The following is an 18,330-nucleotide window of genomic DNA, read 5'->3' as shown; positions in this document are numbered from 1 at the left end:
TGTGGGCGGCCACCGCAGCCAATGAAATTCCCTGTTACCGAAGCGTCGGATTAGGGAGATGAAGCGTAATGCGCACGTATAACGGTCTTACTCATGCAGGAAGTAACTGTCCGTTTCTACCCCATCATCCAGCATTCTTACTTCCACTTCGAACAGGTCCTGAACTGCCTTTTCGCGCTTTTCTAGTGCAAGTATCTCTTCTGCTATTTCGCTGAGCGGCCGGCGTAATCTGTCGATATCCAGCAGTTGTTGATGCACTATGTACTCAAGCAGTATACTTACTTCCTGCGACGGAACAGCCTGCTCAGTCATATGCCACACGAAAGCCTGCTGCTCTTTGAGTTCCATATCGTACAGCACCGTTCCGTATGTTCTATCAGAATAAACTTCTTCCCATACAAGGTCAACTGCGCCCAATGCACCCAAGAATATCTTCAGAAATGCCTTCTGCTTTTGTGCCTTCACTGTATATGCTCGATGTTGTTTCTATAACATCCTTACTTGCTACCGATGGCACAACCTACAAACTCGCGCTGACAATACTTATTCTAGCAACAAGCTGCTAGCCCACACCGAAACATTATTCCTCGTCTCGAATTCTATTCCTTGCCTCTTTAATTATATCCATATAATACGGACTAAACGGCTCTACAAGCTGTTTTTCCAAAATGCATTCAATATCCCACAGAACTCTTTGCTCCGCCTGATCTTCGAAAATAGTAGGATTATCACTTTCGTTGAATCGCGCCAAAAACTCAAATAAAACCAGCGCTTCATCTTTGGTCAACTTAATATTGACTTCTTTATCATCCATAATTTCTAGTAGATTAAAATTTAAGAAAGAGCATTCTTATTATTACCCTGTACGCTCAAGCCCAGTATCGAAAAATCTGTTGATATATTCTTGAGGCGCCAAGGCACTTTCGCGCATCAGGGAATATACTTCTATTTTGTTCTCGATTCTTGTGTCAGCCAACTTATACACGTTGATATATCCCAAGTAAACAAAACCAGAATCTTCGTTTGCGTAAGCTAGAGCTTCCTGTTCCGCTTCGTTAATGGCCTCTTCTAACGAACTGGCTTTTACCAGCACAACCCGTTCCTCAAAGAGTCTACTGCCGCTTTCCTGAGAACCGCGCCCAACCAACTCATATACTGAGCGGGCCCCATACCATTCATGTGTTTCCATTTTCAATTCGCTAGTGCACTCAATAAGCGGCTTACTGAAGCTACCATTGCGCTACTCTGCGCACATAAGTAAAAGCAACCGCCGGTAATACATGACCGAAACTACCAGAATCAAGCGCATTTTTCGTGGGGCTATTCAGCGCGGTACGGGGCGGGCACACTTGATGATGCGTGACTATCCGCACATCAATTTCTCGCAGGAAATCCTGAAAGCCGCCGTTACCAATTACGCCTACGATCCGCAATGTGAAAGAAGCCGTGGACTCTATACTGTAGAGCTAATCAACTTATCGGCCCAAAGGGAGAAGCTCACTCGCCAGGTATTGCAGAAGCTGGTGGAGCAAAAAGACAACACCTGGGGCCTCGATCAGCTGTTCGAAATTGCCCGGCTACTGGCGCAAGCTGGCAACCAGGAGGCACGAGTAGCTTTCTATGAGCGGTTGGAATTGGGCGCTTCTCCAGGCTATGCCTGTGTTGGAATGTACGAAGCCGTTAAGCTCGATGGCGTTGAAGGGATGAAGCGCGCCGCCGCAGTGATTGGCAAGTTTCTGGCCGCCAATCCGGAAGAAACCGAACACGAATGGCTTCTGAACTATGCCCAAGAGCACAACCCGGAGGTGCGCGTAGAAGAAGAGCTGGCAAAAGCCGCCCAGCACAATACACACATTGCGTATTACCTCACTGCCGTGCAGGCAACCCGGCAGCGGGAAGCCGAAATGCCCCCGCGTCCGGCCGCACCTGGCTTCGAATTCATCCGCAACAACATTGAGAATCGAACCAGGAAGCATTTATCAGCTTCAATCGTTGAAAAGCTCAACCGCCAACAAATCCGGCTTCTGGCGGATGCCTTCTTACTGGAAACCAACCGGCACCGGCAGGAGGGCTACCTACTGGTGTTTCGCCACGTAAAGTTTCCGTACGGCTACGAGAAGCTGCTGGCCTTGGCTCAGGCCCCGGTACGGCGCACCGACCGGCTGGTGGAACATGCCGTTGCGGCGCTCCGGTTCTTCAAGGCCCCACCTATCCGAGAGTTTGCGCTGACGGCCCTCACCACCTCGAAAGAGCCCTGGCTATACCTCGACTTGCTGATCAACCATTACCGCCGCGGCGACCATGTGCTGCTCACGACCCTGGCAAGGCAGGCGGATTCTGAACTTGCAATAGAGAATCTTGCCAGCAGCTTTATCAGGATTTATCAGAAGCACAAAACCAAAGAGTCGCAGGAGCCACTGCGGAAAATCTACCACCGCATGAACTGCGGTATGCACCGGGCTGATGTAGTGGAAACAATGATCCGCAATGGTGTACTACCCGATAAAATCCGGGAAGAAATTCCGTTTGATAGTTACTATGCTGTTCGAGAAGCGCATGCCAGCCTGGCTGCTGCAACCAGCCGCATGTAAACCCAGGAGGCCACCGGCTGGTTGTGGCGGATACCACCTCGTAAGCAACGAATTTATCTGCTTCCAATTTTCCCTATGACTCCAACCACTGGCCGCCGCATTTTTCAGGTTATTGATGGCAACAAGAAACTGGTCGGCGACGGGTTCGACGTAACCAGCCCCATGCCGGGGCCGCGTATTCGGCAGCTCAGCCCGTTCCTGCTCCTCGACCACACCGGCCCGATGCTGGTGCAGCCCACCGACTCGCCGCTGGGCACGCCGCCGCACCCGCACCGCGGCTTCGAAACCGTGACGGTGGTGTATGAAGGCGCCCTCGCGCACCGCGACACGGCCGGCCACAGCGGCACCCTCGGCCCCGGCGACGTGCAGTGGATGACGGCCGGCGCGGGCCTCTTGCACGAGGAGCGCCACGAGCGGGAGTTTGCCCGGCAAGGCGGCACCCTGGAGCTGCTGCAACTCTGGGTGAACGTGCCCAAGAAAGACAAGCTGGCCCCACCCCGCTACCAGAACATTCGGGCGGCCGCCATTCCCGGCGTGCCTACCACCGACGGGCGCGGCCGCATCCGAGTGGTAGCCGGTAGCTACGAAGGCGCCGCCGGCCCCGCCGATACCTTCTCGCCCATCACGCTGCTGGATGTCCACCTGCCCGAAAACGCAGCCACTACCCTGCACCTGCCTGCCGACTTTAACGTGGGTATCTACGTGGTGAAGGGTGGCATCACGCTGCCCGGCAACCGTTCGGCTACCACCAAACAGCTGGTGGTGTTCGGTTGGGACTCGCCCGACATCCACCTTACGGCTACCGAAGACACGGTGCTGCTGGCGCTGGCCGGCAAGCCGATTGAAGAGCCGCTGGCCACCTACGGTCCCTTCGTGATGAACACCAACCAAGAGCTGGTACAAGCCATTGCCGACTTCGAAAGCGGCGGCATGGGCCGGTTTCCGGAAGACGAATAGCCTACAGCTGCACGCGGAAACGGGCTAGCTGAACACGCCGGCAAACACGCCTTTCGCACGTGTTCGAAATTGCTTCTACCTTGGGTTATTCCACGGCTTGAACTGCTATACCATGCGCATCATTTCTGTGAACGTAGGACTACCCCAACAACTCGTGTGGCACGATAAAGTGCTACGTACCAGCATCTTCAAGCAGCCAGTTGCGGGGCCGGTGCAGGTACTAACGGAGCATCTGGCCGGCGACGGCCAAGCCGACCTGCGCGTACACGGCGGCCCCAACAAGGCCGTGTACGCCTACCCGCAGGAGCACTACGCGTTCTGGCAAGCCTACCTGCCGCCAGCGCAGTTGGTAGCCGGAACCTTCGGTGAGAACCTGACAACGGTTGGGCTGCTGGAAACCAACGTGCGCGTGGGCGACTACTACCAGATGGGAACAGCGGTGCTGATGGCGTTTCAGCCCCGCCAGCCGTGCTACAAACTGGGTATCCGGCTGCAAGATGACGGGATGGTACGCCGGTTTGAACAGGCCCGGCGGAGCGGCATCTACTTCCGGGTGGAGCAGCAAGGCGTAGTACAGGCCGGCGACGCCATTACGCTGGTGCAGCCCTCTGCCTACACCGTTACCATTCAGGATATGGTAGATGCCGACACTTCGGGCCCCAAGGACCCACAGAAACTCCAGGCCATTCTCGACCTGCCATACTTATCGGACTCCCGGCGCAAGCACTTTACCCGCTTGCTTGATGAGTAGATTACCGCCTCGGGCGTAGGCATCCACTCGTATAAAACGTTGGTTGGGCTGGCAGCACGAAATTACTCGGCAGCAGTCCGGTACATCACGTCGGTGCGGAGCACGTATTTCACGCCTTGAGTTACCTCACTGCCTTCGTGGTAGAGGCTGTGCAGGAAGACAAGCGCCATGCCCTGCTTGGGCTGAATCCGCAGCTTGCGAAAGGTGGTATCACCACCCTGGAAATTGTCGTTGAGGTACACCATGAACGTGAAGTAGCTGGCCTCGGTGGCGTTGCGGACGTAGCTTTCATCGAAGTGGCCTTTGAACTGGTGCCCACGCTGGTAGCGGTAGAACCGGAACAGCTCGTTGAGGCCGATGGCGGTGCTGTTGCCTAGCTGGGCGGGTACAAAGGGCTGCACCCGCTCCCACAACAACGCGGCCAGTTCTTCGCTATTGTAGAAAGCACGGTTGTTGTTCCGCACGCTGGTCATCACCTTGGCGCCGCTGGCGGTATTCACCTTGGCCAGCTCATAGCCGATGCCTTCGCTCTGCACAATGTAGTCGAGGCACTCCTTGCGCGTCAGGAAATCTTCAACGGTGAAAATAGTGTCGGTTAGCTTGTTGAATTTCAAGTAGTACGTTTTCTATCTAGTTGTCGAGCAATATACTATAGTTTCAGCTCCAACCTTTAGGTGGCTGAAGCTACTGACCACTGGCAGCCTGCTACCAGACTTACCGCGGCAGCCAAACCCAGCTCCGGTTCGTAACCATCAGCCCCTGAACGAGGTACTGCTTACCTGAACCCACTGACTACGCTATGAAAAATTTCAATTCGTTTTCCGCTGTTTCCCGCCGGGAGTTTATGCGCACCTTGTCGTTGGGCATGGGGGCTACGCTGGCAGGCACCTCGGCGCTGGGCAGCTCCCTGGCTTGGCTGGAGGAAGCCAGTTATGGTCCGGCCAGCCTGGCGGCGTTGCAAACCGGCCGGCAGCTGGGCGTGGCGCTGGTGGGCCTGGGCGGCTACAGCACCGGGCAGCTGGCCCCGGCCCTGCAAAAAACCAAGCTGTGCAAGCTGGCCGGTATCGTAACGGGTACGCCCAGCAAGGCCGCGCAGTGGAAACAGCAGTACAGCATTCCCGACCAGAACGTCTACGACTACAAAACCTTCGACCGGATAGCCGACAACCCGGCCATCGACATTATCTACATTGTGCTGCCGGTGGGCTTGCACGCCGAGTACGTGGAGCGGGCGGCCAAGGCGGGCAAGCACGTTATCTGCGAGAAACCCATGGCCAACACCGCCGCCGACTGCCGCCGCATGATAACGGCCATGCAGAAAGCGGGCAAGAAATTCAGCATCGGGTACCGCCTGCACTTCGAGCCGCACAACCGCGAAATGATGCGCCTGGGTCAGCAGCAGGTGTACGGCCCTATCAAGAAGATGAAAGCCGACAACGGTTTCCGGGCCGGCAGCAAAACGTGGCGGCAAGACAAAGAGCTGGCCGGCGGCGGGCCGCTCATGGACATGGGCATCTACTGCCTGCAAGGCATCATCTACACCAAAGGCCAGCTACCGGTGTCCGTTACGGCCAAGTTTGCGCCCAACCCCGACCCCAACGGCTTATTCAACGAGGTGGAGGCCGGCGTGAACTGGCAGATGCAGTTTGCCGACGGCATGGTGGCCGACTGCCGCACCAGCTACGCCGAAAACATGAGCGGCCTGCTCCGCGCCGATGCCACCAAGGGCTGGATGGAATTGGAGCCGGCTTTCGGCTACGGCGGCTTGCAGGGCCGCACCAGCCAGGGCCCCATGAACATCGAAAACGTGCCCCAGCAGGCCCGCCAGATGGACGACTTCGCCGACTGCATCCTCAACAACAAACCCACCCGCGTACCCGGCGAAATGGGCCTCCGCGACATGCAGATCATCGAAGCCATTTACCGCGCCGCCGCCACCGGCCAGAAAGTATCCACCAAAGATGTGGTAGCGGTGCTGGATAAAGTGAGCAGCCGCTAGATTCGTTTAATGCACCAACAAAAAAGGCCCCATGCTGCACAGCATGGGGCCTTTTTTGTTGGTGTGACTATACTTAGTCGGCGTTGCCGGTGCCGCCTTCATCCACGAAGTCGCCGGCGTTGTTGGGGTTGTGCAACGTCGATTCGGCTACCTCATTGGTGAGGGCCACGTCTACGTTGTCGGCGGCGCTTACGCCGTGGGCTTTAGCGCCAATCTTTTTGCCAGGAATTTTCTTGCCGGCGAAGGGCCAGCCGCCTTTGTTGTAGCTATAGTAGGCAGCGCCTGCGGCTACCGCCGCCAACGAGGCGCCTACAATAGCGGCGGTGTTTGGCTTCTTGCTGATTTTCTTTTTGGTGGTGCTGGTTTTCTTGCTCATGGGTTGGTTGTTAAAGGTTGATTACTGATTGTTACTCCTAGTTGATTGCTGGTAGTTGACTACTTGGTACGCAAACAAGCAACTACCAGCAATCAACCAATACCTTTCAGGCTACTGCCGAGGTGGCACCGGGTAGGCCTTGAACATATCGGCAATGCCCTCATCAATGCGGGCAGCCAGCTTTTCGGGGTCTTTGGAAAGGGCACTGGCGGCTATTCCCTGCCAGATTTGCTCGTTGCGGGCGGCATCCACAATGTCCACGGTGGCGGTGCCCTCCCGGTACGAGCCGACCGGCACTTCCTGGCTTTGCCAGTGGTAGTTGCGCTGCCCAATGTAGCGCGGCGCGTCCCAGATGTTGGTTTCCCGGGTTTGCACCTTCTGCTGCGTTACCACCCCAATGTTCACCCAGAGGTCGGGGGTATCGGCGCGTTGGTAGCCGCGCTGCTCCAGCTGCCGCGCCACGGCTTGCTTAAGCTGCTCGACGCTGGCGCTGCTGCCCCGAAATACGTCCTCGTTGCGCGCCGTTACGTCCATGAAATTATAGGTTTTGTAAGCCGCGAAATTCACGCCCGGCATTTGGGTGGTGGATTCCACCCGCACCGGCGAACAGGCCGCAAAAGCCAGCAGGGAAACAAGAAGCAGCGTTTTCATAGGATTGACGGGAAGGCGTAGAACAAGATTTGGGGGGGGGAATTCAGTCAAGAGTCAGCGTCGGCGCTTCACTTTACTACGAAAACCCGAGCACCGGATGCGGCTGATACAGCTCCTCCAGGCGCTTGATTTCCTCGCCCGACAATTTCACTTGCACAGCGGCCACGGCATCTTCCAGGTGGCCGGGTTTGCTGGCACCCACAATGGGGGCAGTAATGGCAGATTTGGAAAGCATCCAGGCCAACGCAATTTGGGCGTTGGGCAGGCCCCGCGCCTGAGCTATTTCCGTTACCCGGTCGGCCACGGCAAAATCGTCGTCGCGGCCGTACAGGCTTTTGCCAAAAGCATCGGTTTTGGCCCGCTCGGTTTCGTTGCGCTCCTTGCTGCGCCCGCCCGTAAGCAGCCCCCGTGCCAGCGGCGACCAGGGAATTACGCCAATGTTCTGGTCCTGGCACAGCGGCAGCATTTCGCGCTCCTCCTCGCGGTACACCAGGTTGTAATGCGGCTGCATACTCACAAAACGGGTCCAGTTGTGCTTGTCGGCCACGTACAGCGCCTGCGCAAACTGCCAGGCAAACATCGACGAGGCCCCAATGTAGCGGGCCTTGCCTGCCTTCACCACGTCGTGCAGGGCTTCCAGGGTTTCTTCAATCGGCGTATCGTAGTCCCAGCGGTGAATCTGGTAGAGGTCCACGTAATCGGTACCGAGGCGCTGCAAACTGGCATCAATGGCACTCATAATGTGCTTGCGCGAAAGCCCCTTTTGGTTAGGGCCCGGCCCCATCGGGTTGTAAACTTTAGTGGCCAGCACAATTTCGTCGCGCTTGGCAAAGTCGCGCAGGGCGCGGCCCACCACTTCTTCACTGGCACCGTTGGAATACACGTCGGCGGTGTCAAAGAAATTGATGCCTAATTCCAGGGCTTGTTTGATAAACGGGCGGCTCTGCTCTTCTTCGAGCGCCCAGGGCCAACGCTCGGTAGGCGTGCCATAGGTCATGGTGCCCAGGCAGATGCGGGAAACTTTGAGGCCCGTGGCCCCCAAGCGGATATAGTCCATGTGGTTGGGTAGTTGCGGCCGCGGTAAGCAGCCAAGACAGTGCCTCGGTATACGCAAGGCGCGCCGCAGACGCTGTGGTTGAGCTGTAATTTGTCGGCTCTTCGGCCGCATGCTTTGCGCGCGAGCTGCCATCTTTGCAGCCCTATTTACTTGTTCCCTCCTTATGACGCTCACCTGGATTACCAAGCCGTTCGAGGCCCTCACGCTTGCCGAGCTGTATGCCCTGCTCCATCTCCGCTCCGAAGTATTTGTGGTGGAGCAAGCCTGCGCGTTTCAGGACCTGGATGGGCAAGACCAAGCGGCCACGCACCTGCTGGGCTACACCGAAACCGGCGAGCTGGCTGCCTACACCCGGCTGTTTGGGGCGGGCATCAGCTACCCCGAGGCCAGCATCGGGCGCGTAGTTACCAGCCCAAAATTCCGGCGCTACGGCCTGGGCCGGGCGCTGATGCAGCAGTCGATTGAAACCGTGGAAACGCTGTTCGGCCGCCAGCCCATTCAGATTGGGGCGCAGCTCTACCTCAAGGAATTCTACGAAAGCTTCGGGTTCCGGCAGCATGGCGAAGGCTACCTCGAAGACGGTATTCCGCACATCCACATGATTCTGTTGTAACGCAACAAGGCCCGGCAAGTGCCGGGCCTTGTTGTTTAGGTAAGACTGCAAAATCAGAACTTAGATGTTCAGCTTCACCAGCTTCATGCCCAGTTGCTTCTGCTTTTTCAGGTAGTCTACCATCATCACGTAGCCGGGCTTGGCCGGATACACAAACGAGTTGGTGGCGGCGCTGGTACCGTCAATCTTATCCACCACAAACTTGCCGTTTTCGCCGAAGGCAATGTTACCTACCACCTTCTTGGTTGCCTCGCCCTTCTCTTTATCGTAGTTGATATACACCACGTTGAAGAGCGAGTTGGCGTCGCTGCGCTGCATAAACTGGTAGTCGAAACCACCCATAGCTTTGATGTACTGGCCTAGCAAGCCCGCTCCCGCGAAACCGGCACCGGGCGGTAGCATCACCTTGGAAACATCTTTGGTATAGCACTTTATATCAGCCAGCTTGTAGGTGGGGTCGAGCACGAATACCAGCATGTTGCCGATAACGCCCTTGGAGCCGCCGCCGCCGCCCATCAGCGTCATGGCCACATCCAGGCCTTTGCCGGCAATACGGTACTGTTCGCTCACCACGTACATGCGGCCGTCGGCACCTTTGCTGATGGAGTGCGTGAAGTTCATGAATCCATCTTCCATTGCCTGCTGGGCTTCGGCCGGCATCAAGCCTTTCACTTCTTTCTGCCAGTTGTAGGGCTTAATTCCAACCAGTTTGCCATCCTCGCCGAAGCGCTTGATGTAGAAGCCCTGGCTTTTATTGACGAACGGCTTGTCGTCGGGTTTGTAGTATTCGCCCACGGCCACAAACTCGTGCTTGGCCGCGTCATACGTGAACGAGCTAAGCGAGAGTTGCTCGGTTTTGCTGGACTCTACGGGCTGGTCGAGAATCTTTTTACCGGTGTTCAAGTCGAAGGCCACCATGTAGGGATCCACCTTCTTCGACATCATACTGCCTTTGCGCAGCACCGTGCCAATCATGTACTTGTCGGTGGTTTCAGAAATAATGATGCTTTCCAAAAACTTGGATTTTGGGTCGGTTTTCTGCCGCCACTTCAGTTGCAGATTGTTATCGTACATCTCCACCTCGTACTTTTCGCCGTCCACGTTGACGCGGGCAAAACCTTTGTCGGCTATGGGGCGCAGGTCGAGGCCGCCGAAGGGCATTTTGCCTTCACCGCCTGCGCTGCGCATCTGCATCCCAATAGCCATGAGTTGCTGCCGGTTCACCTCGCCCACCACCTTCGAGGCCACCTTCTTCAGGCTGGTATCGTAGGTTTCGATTTCCATCGTCTTGTCTTTGTGGTTGTAGAAATACAACCCGAAAGTGGTACCATTGAAAGCGTTGTCGAGCAAGTAATACTTACCGGCTGGCTTCTGAATTACCACCGTCGAAACCTTGTTTAAATCCTGGTCATAGAAGTCGAGGTGATAGTTATCATTCTTGCGGTCGGCTTTGTCGGCCTCGCTATACATAAGATAGCCTTTCACTTCATTGCCCGCATAAATTGGCGATATACCCGAGCGACCTATGCTCTTGACCCCGTCCAGAGTTTGGGTTTGGGCAGAAGCCGTAGCCGCCACCGCCAGGGCAACTACAGCCGTCAGGAGCGTGCGTTTAAATTGAAACATAAAAAGTAGAGGTTGGAAATGGAGAGAGGTTATTTGCGTTTGAGAGTGGAAACCGGAGTGGGAAAAAGCAGCGCCGAAAACTTACCGCTTTTGTATTGCGCGAGGTACTGCTGCTGCAAGGCCGTAGTTTGAGCGGGGTCTTCGGCAAGGGCGGCAGCGGCATAGCGGGCGGCCAGCGCGTATTCATCGGCGGCCGAGGCGGGTGGCACCAGTTGCTCGAAACAGGTGCTCAACCCCTTGTACTCAGTGCTGTGCAAGCCATAGAGCGTGGTCAGCAACTGGTTGAAGTTGGCCGGATTATGCGTTGAAACGTTGGACACCACTTCAGTGAAGCGGTGATTAATCAAATGCTGGCGCAGCTCATACAAGCTTAACTGCACCACTGAGCGGAGGTAGGCATTTTGCGGGTCGTGGCGGAGCAGCAGTAGCGCATCAAACAGGGCGTGGTCGTAGCAGTCGGCGTCGAACCAGCTTTGCACCACCTCCAGCCGGCTTACGGTGCGCAGGTGCGCAAACTCGGGCGCCACCACTTGCGGTCCTTCGGCTACCTGCCCCTGCGCCAGTGCCCGGATGTAGCGCATCCGTTTCGCACAATCGGGGTGCGACTTGAGCGTGTCGGTGGTTTGCAGCACGGTTTGCTCGGGTGCTTTCACCGCAAAAATGGATTGGGGCTTGGCAGGCGCGGTGTTGAATGTTTTGGCGAAGCTGGCGCAGCTGAAATACTGCCCTAGCTCCAACTGGTCTTGGGTGGCAGGCGCATCCATCTGGTCGAGCAGCTGAAGGGCCCGGTGCGCCTGCGTGGCATCGTACGGAGTGCGCTTAAGTAGCTCGTAGCCCAGCGAATCGGCCTGCTGCTCGTGTTTGCGCTGGTGGTAAGTGCCATCGAGCGAGAAGCCCAGAATGAGGGCTTTCATGCGCGAATTGATGTTGTATTCCGCTTGAATAATACGGCGTACTTCCCGCTTCATTTCCCGGCTATGCAAAGCGGTAAGCCGCTCGGCAATAGTCGTTTCCATGTGGCGCGCCTGAATATGGGCTATTTCATGGCATAGGATAAAGGCAAGCTGGCTCTCGTTTTCGAGCGTAGGCAGCAAGCCAACGTGCAGCAGAATAGTACCATTGCCAACTGCCCGCGCATTGGGTTCCGGGTTCTTGGTGAGGACTAGCCGCAAAGGTGGCAACTGCGGATTGGCTTTCACCACTTTCGCAAAAACCTGCTGTACAGAAGCGTCGAGCACGGGGTCGAGCAGTGCAGAGTAGCGGACGGCGTTGTACACCTCAGTGGAAGCATCCTGCACAATACGCTTATAATGCTCCCGATACTCACTATTACCCGTTTTAGGGACTACAAAATGAGCTTTAACCGCACTCCGGTGCGCTACCGCCAACGCGTATACCTTGCTGGTATCAGAAGAATAAAAAGGTAAATACGGCGTGCTCTGCGCCGTTGCGGCCCGGCCACCGAGGCACAGCAGCCACAAGCATAAAACGTATCGAAACATAAAGTAGTAAGCCGCCCAAGTCCCGGCGAATAACAAATAACGAATTCTTAAAACTAGGTGATGCTTCCGAAATAATTATATGCACTCGTAAAATATATTTAGCTAATCTATTTTATATATAAGCTATTATTGGCTTAGCCCTATCCTGCCTGTCAGGCCCATAACCAGCCTAATATTATGTACCTGCTTTGCTAAGCCGCTACGCAACCGCACTGCCTGTTATAAGCTTTCAAGTTGGCTTCCATTCGGGCCGCCCAGATGCTTGGCTACCTTGCCCTTAGTATTCTCAGTAGCCCGCTGAATATACGCTTGGTATTACTCCCCTACCGGCTTGGCCAAGGCAATAACTACGGCGCCAATTACCATCAGCCCGGCTCCGAGCATTACCTGCCAGCTCACTTTTTCTTTCAGGAACACGGCCGCCAGCACAATAGCAAACACCAACGACACCTTATCGAGTGGCGACACGCGGGAGGCATTGCCCAGCGCCAGCGCCCGAAACGACAGCAACGACGACACGCAGGTAATTACGCCGGCTGCCACCAAAAACGCCCAGCTGCGCCCGTCAATGGCTGCTACGTTGGGCAAGTTGCCCTGCCAGGCCACCACGCTCCAGGCTACCAGCACAATCAGGATGGACTGCACGGCAAAAGCCAGGCTGGAATCTACATTTTTGATGCCCGCCTTTGATAACGTGACGACTACCGCCGCAGATAAGGCGGCCAGCAAGGAAAAAACTATCCACATAAAGCGTATTTGAGTGCTGTTCGAGTACAGCTGTAAGAAAACCAAACCAGCTTTGCGGCGGGGTGTTTGGCGTACGGGGCACTCCCAACAAGGTTGTAGGCAGCCCCTGAACTGGCAGCAGCCAAGCCAGTTCTTAGAAACACTACCTGCCCGTTGCCATGCCCCGCCTGTTTGTCAACTGAAAACGGTAGCTACATCGTTCAACTATCGGGGGGAGCAGCAGTTCATAAACCGTTATTCTGGGCCCTGCCACTCAGCCAGTGCGGCGTGGTGCTCCTGGTACACCCGGTCGAGTAGGGCGGTGCTGGGGTCGGTGCCGAGGTAGATGGTGGTACCCAGCTCCCGGGCGTACGGATTGGTGATTTCGCCTACTTTCTGGAACGTGCGGAAGTGCGGCGTCAGCTCGGAGGGGTTGCCCTCCCCTATCAGCATCAGGTGGCGAAACGGCTGCACCGGGCGCGGCGGAAACCAGAACAGGTAGCTGCCATTGAAGCTATGCGCGGCGGGCAGCGGCCGGTGGCGGTTGTAGTAATTGATGGCGCCCGCCTGCCCGTAGTTGTCGCACTTGATGAGGGTGAACTGGCGCGTAGAATCGGGCAGATTTTGGTAGGCTTGCCAGGTTTTGTCGGCCAGTTCCTGCCAGCCTACCATGTCGGCGTAGTCCTGGGGCAGCGGGTGGTTTTGGCCGTCTTCCCAGCGCAGTATGCCCAGGCTTTGGTACTGCGGGCCGATGCGCTGCATGTGGGCCGGCGGGTAGAGCGTGAACAGGAACGGCAGCATCGGCAGAATCACGAGCACGGGCGCGGCCAGCAGCAGTGGCCGGACCACCGCCGCCCACCGGAACCGCACCAGCTGTTGTTCCAGCCACACCGCTCCAAACGCCAGCAGCATTGGGTAGTAGCCCAGCGCGTAGTAGCTTTTGCCGTCCAGCACCGTCAGGATCAGCAGCCCCGCCAGGTAGAGGAAACCCACCGCGCGGTATTTTCCGAACGGCTGGTAGAGTAGCAGCGCCAGCAAGCCCGGCACCCAAATCCAGACGGCCGGAAAGCACATCAGCAGCTGGTCTTTCCAGAAATCAGCCGCTGATACATGCACCAGCTGCGACTCTTTCAGCAAGGCCATGTGGTGCAGAAACGGTACGCCGTGGGTTAGCTGCCACAGCATATTGGGCAGCCACAGCAACAAGGCCAGCGCGGCTGCCCCCCACCAGTGGGGGGCAAGCAGCAGGCGGCGCTGGGGCGTCAGGAGCAGCGCCGCCAGCAGCGCCCCCACAAAAAAGAACGTGGTGTACTTGTTCAGGGCCCCTAGTCCCAGCATCATCCCTAATGCATAGAGGTAGCCGGGCTGGCTGGTTTGCAAGTGGCGTACCAGCGCGTACACGGCCCCGGTGAAAGCCAGTACCTCAAACGAGTTGGGCTGAAATAGAAAGTTGAGCCGCGCGTACGCCGACACAATATAGCCGATGCCCGCTAGCGCCCCCGCAAACCAGTTGCCGCCCACCCGCTGCGCCAGCCGCACCACCAGGTACACCGTTACGCTACCCCACAAAATCGGCCAGAGCTTCACCCAGAACCAGTGCCCGCCCAGCGCCATAGTCAGCCAGCTTTGCAGGGCCGTGAGTGGTGGCACTTCCAGGTAGCCCCAGGCCAGATGGCGCCCGTAGTTGAGGTACAGGTATTCGTCGCGGTGCAGCTCGTAGGCCCGGCTGGCCAGCAGGTAGCCGGACGCGAATTTGAGTAGCGCCAGCAGCAGCGGCAAAAGGCGTTTGGGAAGCATGGAAGCTAAAGCAAGTACTGAGACATAAGTTATTGGGTGGTTAGCGCGGTTTCAGGGTTAGTGTACAGGTTGCACGCCGTAAAGCTTGCCTCCGCCCGTCGTCGAACGGAATCGGTGAAACGGCGCTGGTGTCGGGGCGGGGCAAGCCCCGCCATTACCTTACACTGACTTTGAAACCGCTCTGGAGGGGGGGGGAGAAAGTCAGCGTGAGTCGTTTGTAAAAATCTCAGCATTCAACACTTATACCAAGGTAAATTCAGGCGGGATGCTTCGCCAGCAACGCGGCCGTGGCGGCACTCAGCTGCTTGGGAAAGGGTTTGCCGTGCTGGTCTTCATCGTGCAGATACACCAGGCTTTGGCGCGGGTCAGCTTCGAAGCTTGCCTGGAATTTGTCGCGCCAGGTGCGTAAGTGCAGCCGCAGCTGCCGCAGTTGTTCATCGAAGGCCTGCTCTTCAGGGCCTTCCCCAAACAACGTGTAAGCGCTGTACCGGTCGGCCCAATCGAGCAGCAGCTGGTTCTGGATGCGCATAGAATTGGCCGTATTGCTGCGCAAAAGCCGAAACAGAGCGGTCTGCGGGGGCGTAAAGTCGTCGTAGAGCCGGGCAAACCGGGCGTTGTAAGTTTCGTTGGGCACCATGGGTTGCGGCAGCGAAACCGCCAGCCGTTCGCGTAGCTCGAAATGGGCTTTCACAATGGCGTCGCTCTCGGTGAGCAACCGGCCGAAATCGGCTAGTGTGCGTGCCGCCTGCCGCTGGGTTTCTTGGGCGGCGCGCTGGGCCTGCCGCGCCTCTTCCTGCCGTTTGCGCCGCTGGTCGTAGAGTTCCTTGAGGCCGAAGCCAATCAGACTGACCACCGCCGCAACCAGGGCGCTGAACAGGCCGTCGGGCCACTCGCTAATTGGTGCCATGCACGAGGCTGCCCAGGGAAACATCAGCCGCGGGCAGTTGCCGAACTTCTTTAAAATACCCCGCTAAAGCAAATATTCCATCTACCGAATATACACTGCTACACCTCGGGCAGCCGGATGGTAGCCAAGTACTCGCGGAGCCCGCCCGAATGCTGAAACAGGTGAATGAAGAGAATATGGTCTTCGTCGTGGACGCGCCATTCCTCGGCGTAAAAGTCACCCAGCGCATAGAGGCGCAACCGGAAGCTGTCTTCGCGCCGCTCCACCAAAAAGTGCCCTTGCTGCCGCAGCAGGCTGGCCTGTTCACCCATCGGGAGCTTTTTGAAGGCGAGCAGGTTCATGCGCTGAAATTGTGAGATGATGAAGTGGTGAAGTGATAAAATAGCGAACAACCGTTCAAGCTGCGTTGCTTGCGCATATTGCGCCGCCAAAACGACAAACTCCCTGTTTCACAAGTTCGCAATTTCACTGTTTTAAATGAAGACAATCCGCTTTCCGCATCCGCTGGTACTGATGGTGGGGTTTATCCTGCTGGCTTGCCTGCTGAGCTACGTGCTGCCCGCCGGCGTATTTGAGCGCCACCCCGACGCCGCCACCGGGCGCGACGTGGTGGTGGCCGGCTCCTACCACCACGTGCCCGCCTCGCCGGTTAGCCCGCTGCAAGCCCTGGTGGATATTCCGAAAGGCCTTATTGATGCGGCATCCGTCATTTTTCTGGTGTTTTTGGCGGGCGGCGCGTTTACCGTTGTGGACCATACCGGGGCCCTGCGGCACGGTGTCGACTGGCTGCTGGTCCGGTTTCGGGGGCGCGAGGCGGTGGTTATTCCTATTGTGTCGGTGCTGTTTGCCACGATGGGGGCGCTGGAAAACATGCAGGAGGAAATAATTCCGCTGATTCCGGTGCTGCTGGTGCTCATGCGCCGCATCGGGTACCCGCCCCTCACGGCGGCGGCCGTGAGTTTGGGGTCGGCGGCGGTGGGCGCGGCCTTCAGCCCACTCAATCCGTTTCAGGTGGGCGTGGCGCAGCAACTGGCGCAACTCCCGCTGCTGTCGGGCGGCGGGTTTCGGCTGGTGTTTCTAGTGCTGGCCGTGGCTTTCTGGATTGCCGGTACCCTGCGCTATGCCACGCGCCACCGCGTAGCGCCGGAAACCGACGAACCCACCACCGAAACCGCCCACGGCGCCCAGCGCGGCCTGGTATTAGCCCTATTGCTGGTTACGTTCTCGGTGTTTGGCTACGGGGTGCTCAAGCTAGGCTGGGACTTCGAGCAGATGGCGGCGCTGTTTCTGGCGTTGGGCATTGCGGCCGGCCTCGTAGGGGGCTTGGGCCTGACCGGCACCGCCGAAAGTTTCATCAGTGGCTGCCGCGACATGGCGTTTTCGGCCATCCTTATTGGGTTTGCCCGCGCCATTTTCGTGGTGCTGGAGCAGGGCCAGATTGTGGATACCATCGTCAATGGGTTGTCGGCGCCGCTGGCCGGGCTGCCGGTTACGCTCTCGGCCCTGGGTATGCTGGGGCTGCACACGGCGCTGCACTTGCCGGTACCCAGCGTGAGCGGCCAGGCCGTACTCACCATGCCGCTGCTCGTGCCCCTCTCCGACCTCATCGGCCTTTCGCGGCAGGTAACGGTGCTGGCCTACCAATACGGGGCGGGCCTCTGCGAGCTAATCACGCCCACCAACGGCGCCCTCATGGCCATTGTGGCCGTGTGCGGCGTCCGGTTCGATGCGTGGTGGAAATTTGTGCTGCCGATGTACCTGGGCCTGGTTCTACTCGGCATCGTGGCCATCATCACCGGCATTTTGGTGAAATTGTGAGATGGTGAAGTGGTGAGTTTCATGTTCTGGCCGCGCATACTGCGCAACTCGCGCCAACGGAACGTCAAACTCACCAGTTCACCATCTCACAATTTCACCAACTCATGCGCTTCAAAGATGCGGGGGAGCTTGCGCTTGCGTTCCACTATCTGGTAGCGGGCAGTGGCACTGGGCTCGTCCCAATACACGTCGGAAACGAGACCCTGATGAGCGGGCTGGCCGGGGGCGGGGTTGTTTTCTTCCACCAAGTCGCCGAAGCTGAAGGTGGGCTTATCGTACAGCTCTTTGAACAGCTCGCCGCTGACTTTGAACTGCTGCTCATCATAGCGCAGCAGAATCCAGTCGTCGGTTTCGTCGATTTTCTCGAACAGCTTGCCCACTGGTTCCAGCCACTCAAACGAACGGCGGTTGGCAGGATGAATGTAGCGGAAGCCGTAGTCGGGCGTCCAGGAATACAGGCCGTAGGTAACTGGTTTCGGGCGAGGCACAGGATGCAATGATTGATTGAACGGATGACTGGATGCTCGGATGCACGAAGTAGAAACACCGTTTCAAAGGTAAAAACTCCCTATTCTCCCTCTATTCTCTCTTTCCTTCATCCAGTCATCGTACGTTTGCTTGGTAAGCATGTGCCTACTATTGAGCTCAGCGACTGGCAGCGCCTGTTATTCGGCGACACGCCGGGCGGGCGTGCGTGGGCAGTGGTGGTGCACACCTTCCTGATTCACTTGTTTTTGTTGGAGGTGATGCGGCGGCTGGGCAAGCGGATGAGTGCGCGGCTCACCATTGCCGAGCTGGGCGTAATGAGTTTGCTTATTGCCAATGCGGCCCCCTCGCGCATTCTCCGCTGCTACCCACCACAGGCTGCTCACGCTGCCAGAACATCAAGTGGAGCCCGGCAGTCGTTACGAAGGCCGCAGCCAGGTACCCTCGCCCGAAGTTTAGCTTAAATCCTTGTC

At 57.3% G+C, this 18,330-nt stretch carries 21 protein-coding genes; 7 read left to right on the top strand and 14 right to left on the bottom strand.

Annotation, left to right across the window (positions count from 1 at the left end; translation table 11 throughout):
- Positions 1 to 87 precede the first annotated feature (87 nt).
- From J0X19_RS19290 to J0X19_RS19280, 3 genes are all read right to left on the bottom strand, one after another.
- Entirely contained in the window at positions 88 to 465 is a 378-nt protein-coding gene (locus tag J0X19_RS19290) for a hypothetical protein (RefSeq protein WP_206986061.1), read from the bottom strand.
- A 115-nt stretch (positions 466 to 580) separates the two neighbouring features.
- Positions 581 to 814: a hypothetical protein gene (locus J0X19_RS19285; RefSeq protein ID WP_206986060.1), complete on the bottom strand. Its 234-nt coding sequence runs from the start codon at positions 812 to 814 to the stop codon at positions 581 to 583.
- 42 nt (positions 815 to 856) lie between these two features.
- Complete coding sequence (locus J0X19_RS19280; RefSeq protein WP_206986059.1) at positions 857 to 1,189, bottom strand: DUF4288 domain-containing protein; 333 nt, start codon at positions 1,187 to 1,189, stop codon at positions 857 to 859.
- Between the two features lie 91 nt (positions 1,190 to 1,280).
- Between J0X19_RS19280 and J0X19_RS19275 the strand changes: the two genes are divergently transcribed.
- The 3 genes from J0X19_RS19275 (at position 1,281) to J0X19_RS19265 (ending at position 4,299) form a co-directional block, all read left to right on the top strand.
- Positions 1,281 to 2,591, top strand: a complete 1,311-nt coding sequence (locus tag J0X19_RS19275; RefSeq protein WP_206986058.1) for a hypothetical protein — start codon at positions 1,281 to 1,283, stop codon at positions 2,589 to 2,591.
- 75 nt (positions 2,592 to 2,666) lie between these two features.
- On the top strand, positions 2,667 to 3,548 hold the full coding sequence (locus tag J0X19_RS19270) for a pirin family protein (protein WP_206986057.1): 882 nt from the start codon (positions 2,667 to 2,669) through the stop codon (positions 3,546 to 3,548).
- Positions 3,549 to 3,660: 112 nt separating this feature from the next.
- Positions 3,661 to 4,299 carry an MOSC domain-containing protein gene (locus J0X19_RS19265; protein ID WP_206986056.1) on the top strand — a complete coding sequence of 213 codons (639 nt, stop codon included), beginning with the start codon at positions 3,661 to 3,663 and terminating at the stop codon, positions 4,297 to 4,299.
- Positions 4,300 to 4,361: 62 nt separating this feature from the next.
- On the opposite strand, the gene J0X19_RS19260 is transcribed toward J0X19_RS19265, so the two are convergent.
- Positions 4,362 to 4,913: a prolyl hydroxylase family protein gene (locus tag J0X19_RS19260; RefSeq protein ID WP_206986055.1), complete on the bottom strand. Its 552-nt coding sequence runs from the start codon at positions 4,911 to 4,913 to the stop codon at positions 4,362 to 4,364.
- Between the two features lie 185 nt (positions 4,914 to 5,098).
- Between J0X19_RS19260 and J0X19_RS19255 the strand changes: the two genes are divergently transcribed.
- Positions 5,099 to 6,298 carry a Gfo/Idh/MocA family protein gene (locus tag J0X19_RS19255; protein ID WP_206986054.1) on the top strand — a complete coding sequence of 400 codons (1,200 nt, stop codon included), beginning with the start codon at positions 5,099 to 5,101 and terminating at the stop codon, positions 6,296 to 6,298.
- 73 nt (positions 6,299 to 6,371) lie between these two features.
- Here the strand turns inward: J0X19_RS19255 and J0X19_RS19250 are convergent, their stop codons facing one another.
- From J0X19_RS19250 to J0X19_RS19240, 3 genes are all read right to left on the bottom strand, one after another.
- Positions 6,372 to 6,674 (bottom strand): hypothetical protein, encoded by a 303-nt coding sequence (locus J0X19_RS19250; RefSeq protein WP_206986053.1) that lies wholly within the window; start codon positions 6,672 to 6,674, stop codon positions 6,372 to 6,374.
- Between the two features lie 111 nt (positions 6,675 to 6,785).
- Positions 6,786 to 7,325, bottom strand: a complete 540-nt coding sequence (locus tag J0X19_RS19245) for a DUF4136 domain-containing protein (protein WP_206986052.1) — start codon at positions 7,323 to 7,325, stop codon at positions 6,786 to 6,788.
- Positions 7,326 to 7,401: 76 nt separating this feature from the next.
- Positions 7,402 to 8,382, bottom strand: a complete 981-nt coding sequence (locus J0X19_RS19240; protein WP_206986051.1) for an aldo/keto reductase — start codon at positions 8,380 to 8,382, stop codon at positions 7,402 to 7,404.
- A 163-nt stretch (positions 8,383 to 8,545) separates the two neighbouring features.
- Between J0X19_RS19240 and J0X19_RS19235 the strand changes: the two genes are divergently transcribed.
- Positions 8,546 to 8,995: a GNAT family N-acetyltransferase gene (locus tag J0X19_RS19235; RefSeq protein ID WP_206986050.1), complete on the top strand. Its 450-nt coding sequence runs from the start codon at positions 8,546 to 8,548 to the stop codon at positions 8,993 to 8,995.
- 60 nt (positions 8,996 to 9,055) lie between these two features.
- Here the strand turns inward: J0X19_RS19235 and J0X19_RS19230 are convergent, their stop codons facing one another.
- The 6 genes from J0X19_RS19230 to J0X19_RS19205 all read right to left on the bottom strand — a co-directional run bounded on the left by J0X19_RS19230 (position 9,056) and on the right by J0X19_RS19205 (position 15,894).
- On the bottom strand, positions 9,056 to 10,621 hold the full coding sequence (locus J0X19_RS19230; protein WP_206986049.1) for a DUF6770 family protein: 1,566 nt from the start codon (positions 10,619 to 10,621) through the stop codon (positions 9,056 to 9,058).
- Between the two features lie 29 nt (positions 10,622 to 10,650).
- The gene (locus J0X19_RS19225) at positions 10,651 to 12,123 is read right to left on the bottom strand and encodes a M48 family metallopeptidase (RefSeq protein WP_206986048.1); all 1,473 of its coding nucleotides are present in this window, start codon (positions 12,121 to 12,123) and stop codon (positions 10,651 to 10,653) included.
- A 315-nt stretch (positions 12,124 to 12,438) separates the two neighbouring features.
- A complete protein-coding gene (locus J0X19_RS19220) occupies positions 12,439 to 12,870 on the bottom strand; it encodes an EamA family transporter (RefSeq protein WP_206986047.1) in 432 nt (143 codons plus the stop codon).
- Between the two features lie 234 nt (positions 12,871 to 13,104).
- A complete protein-coding gene (locus J0X19_RS19215) occupies positions 13,105 to 14,646 on the bottom strand; it encodes a glycosyltransferase family 39 protein (protein ID WP_206986046.1) in 1,542 nt (513 codons plus the stop codon).
- A 256-nt stretch (positions 14,647 to 14,902) separates the two neighbouring features.
- Positions 14,903 to 15,553 (bottom strand): hypothetical protein, encoded by a 651-nt coding sequence (locus tag J0X19_RS19210; protein WP_206986045.1) that lies wholly within the window; start codon positions 15,551 to 15,553, stop codon positions 14,903 to 14,905.
- Between the two features lie 98 nt (positions 15,554 to 15,651).
- The gene (locus J0X19_RS19205) at positions 15,652 to 15,894 is read right to left on the bottom strand and encodes a hypothetical protein (protein ID WP_206986044.1); all 243 of its coding nucleotides are present in this window, start codon (positions 15,892 to 15,894) and stop codon (positions 15,652 to 15,654) included.
- Between the two features lie 136 nt (positions 15,895 to 16,030).
- Here J0X19_RS19205 and J0X19_RS19200 point away from each other — a divergent pair, with 136 nt between their 5' ends.
- Positions 16,031 to 17,371, top strand: coding sequence for a YfcC family protein (locus J0X19_RS19200; RefSeq protein ID WP_206986043.1), 1,341 nt, complete (start codon positions 16,031 to 16,033; stop codon positions 17,369 to 17,371).
- Positions 17,372 to 17,457: 86 nt separating this feature from the next.
- Here J0X19_RS19200 and J0X19_RS19195 read toward each other — a convergent pair whose 3' ends face one another.
- Complete coding sequence (locus J0X19_RS19195) at positions 17,458 to 17,859, bottom strand: DUF6960 family protein (RefSeq protein WP_206986042.1); 402 nt, start codon at positions 17,857 to 17,859, stop codon at positions 17,458 to 17,460.
- A 141-nt stretch (positions 17,860 to 18,000) separates the two neighbouring features.
- On the opposite strand from J0X19_RS19195, the gene J0X19_RS19190 reads away from it, so the two are divergent.
- The gene (locus J0X19_RS19190; protein WP_206986041.1) at positions 18,001 to 18,321 is read left to right on the top strand and encodes a hypothetical protein; all 321 of its coding nucleotides are present in this window, start codon (positions 18,001 to 18,003) and stop codon (positions 18,319 to 18,321) included.
- Positions 18,322 to 18,330 lie beyond the last annotated feature (9 nt).

It is taken from the genome of Hymenobacter telluris (assembly GCF_017313265.1).
GTDB classification, from domain to species: Bacteria; Bacteroidota; Bacteroidia; order Cytophagales; family Hymenobacteraceae; genus Hymenobacter; species Hymenobacter telluris.
Note: the sequence above shows the minus strand (reverse complement) of the source record. Positions and strands in the feature narration are given on the sequence as shown.

Excerpts from the sequence above, each read along its gene's own strand:
- J0X19_RS19205 (WP_206986044.1), bottom strand. The coding sequence starts at position 15,894 with ATGAACCTGCTCGCCTTCAAAAAGCTCCCGATGGGTGAACAGGCCAGC.
- J0X19_RS19235 (WP_206986050.1), top strand. The coding sequence starts at position 8,546 with ATGACGCTCACCTGGATTACCAAGCCGTTCGAGGCCCTCACGCTTGCC.
- J0X19_RS19255 (WP_206986054.1), top strand. The coding sequence starts at position 5,099 with ATGAAAAATTTCAATTCGTTTTCCGCTGTTTCCCGCCGGGAGTTTATG.
- J0X19_RS19280 (WP_206986059.1), bottom strand. The coding sequence starts at position 1,189 with ATGGAAACACATGAATGGTATGGGGCCCGCTCAGTATATGAGTTGGTT.
- J0X19_RS19250 (WP_206986053.1), bottom strand. The coding sequence starts at position 6,674 with ATGAGCAAGAAAACCAGCACCACCAAAAAGAAAATCAGCAAGAAGCCA.
- J0X19_RS19225 (WP_206986048.1), bottom strand. The coding sequence starts at position 12,123 with ATGTTTCGATACGTTTTATGCTTGTGGCTGCTGTGCCTCGGTGGCCGG.
- J0X19_RS19275 (WP_206986058.1), top strand. The coding sequence starts at position 1,281 with ATGACCGAAACTACCAGAATCAAGCGCATTTTTCGTGGGGCTATTCAG.
- J0X19_RS19230 (WP_206986049.1), bottom strand. The coding sequence starts at position 10,621 with ATGTTTCAATTTAAACGCACGCTCCTGACGGCTGTAGTTGCCCTGGCG.
- J0X19_RS19200 (WP_206986043.1), top strand. The coding sequence starts at position 16,031 with ATGAAGACAATCCGCTTTCCGCATCCGCTGGTACTGATGGTGGGGTTT.
- J0X19_RS19210 (WP_206986045.1), bottom strand. The coding sequence starts at position 15,553 with ATGGCACCAATTAGCGAGTGGCCCGACGGCCTGTTCAGCGCCCTGGTT.
- J0X19_RS19240 (WP_206986051.1), bottom strand. The coding sequence starts at position 8,382 with ATGGACTATATCCGCTTGGGGGCCACGGGCCTCAAAGTTTCCCGCATC.
- J0X19_RS19245 (WP_206986052.1), bottom strand. The coding sequence starts at position 7,325 with ATGAAAACGCTGCTTCTTGTTTCCCTGCTGGCTTTTGCGGCCTGTTCG.
- J0X19_RS19220 (WP_206986047.1), bottom strand. The coding sequence starts at position 12,870 with ATGTGGATAGTTTTTTCCTTGCTGGCCGCCTTATCTGCGGCGGTAGTC.
- J0X19_RS19215 (WP_206986046.1), bottom strand. The coding sequence starts at position 14,646 with ATGCTTCCCAAACGCCTTTTGCCGCTGCTGCTGGCGCTACTCAAATTC.
- J0X19_RS19285 (WP_206986060.1), bottom strand. The coding sequence starts at position 814 with ATGGATGATAAAGAAGTCAATATTAAGTTGACCAAAGATGAAGCGCTG.
- J0X19_RS19270 (WP_206986057.1), top strand. The coding sequence starts at position 2,667 with ATGACTCCAACCACTGGCCGCCGCATTTTTCAGGTTATTGATGGCAAC.
- J0X19_RS19265 (WP_206986056.1), top strand. The coding sequence starts at position 3,661 with ATGCGCATCATTTCTGTGAACGTAGGACTACCCCAACAACTCGTGTGG.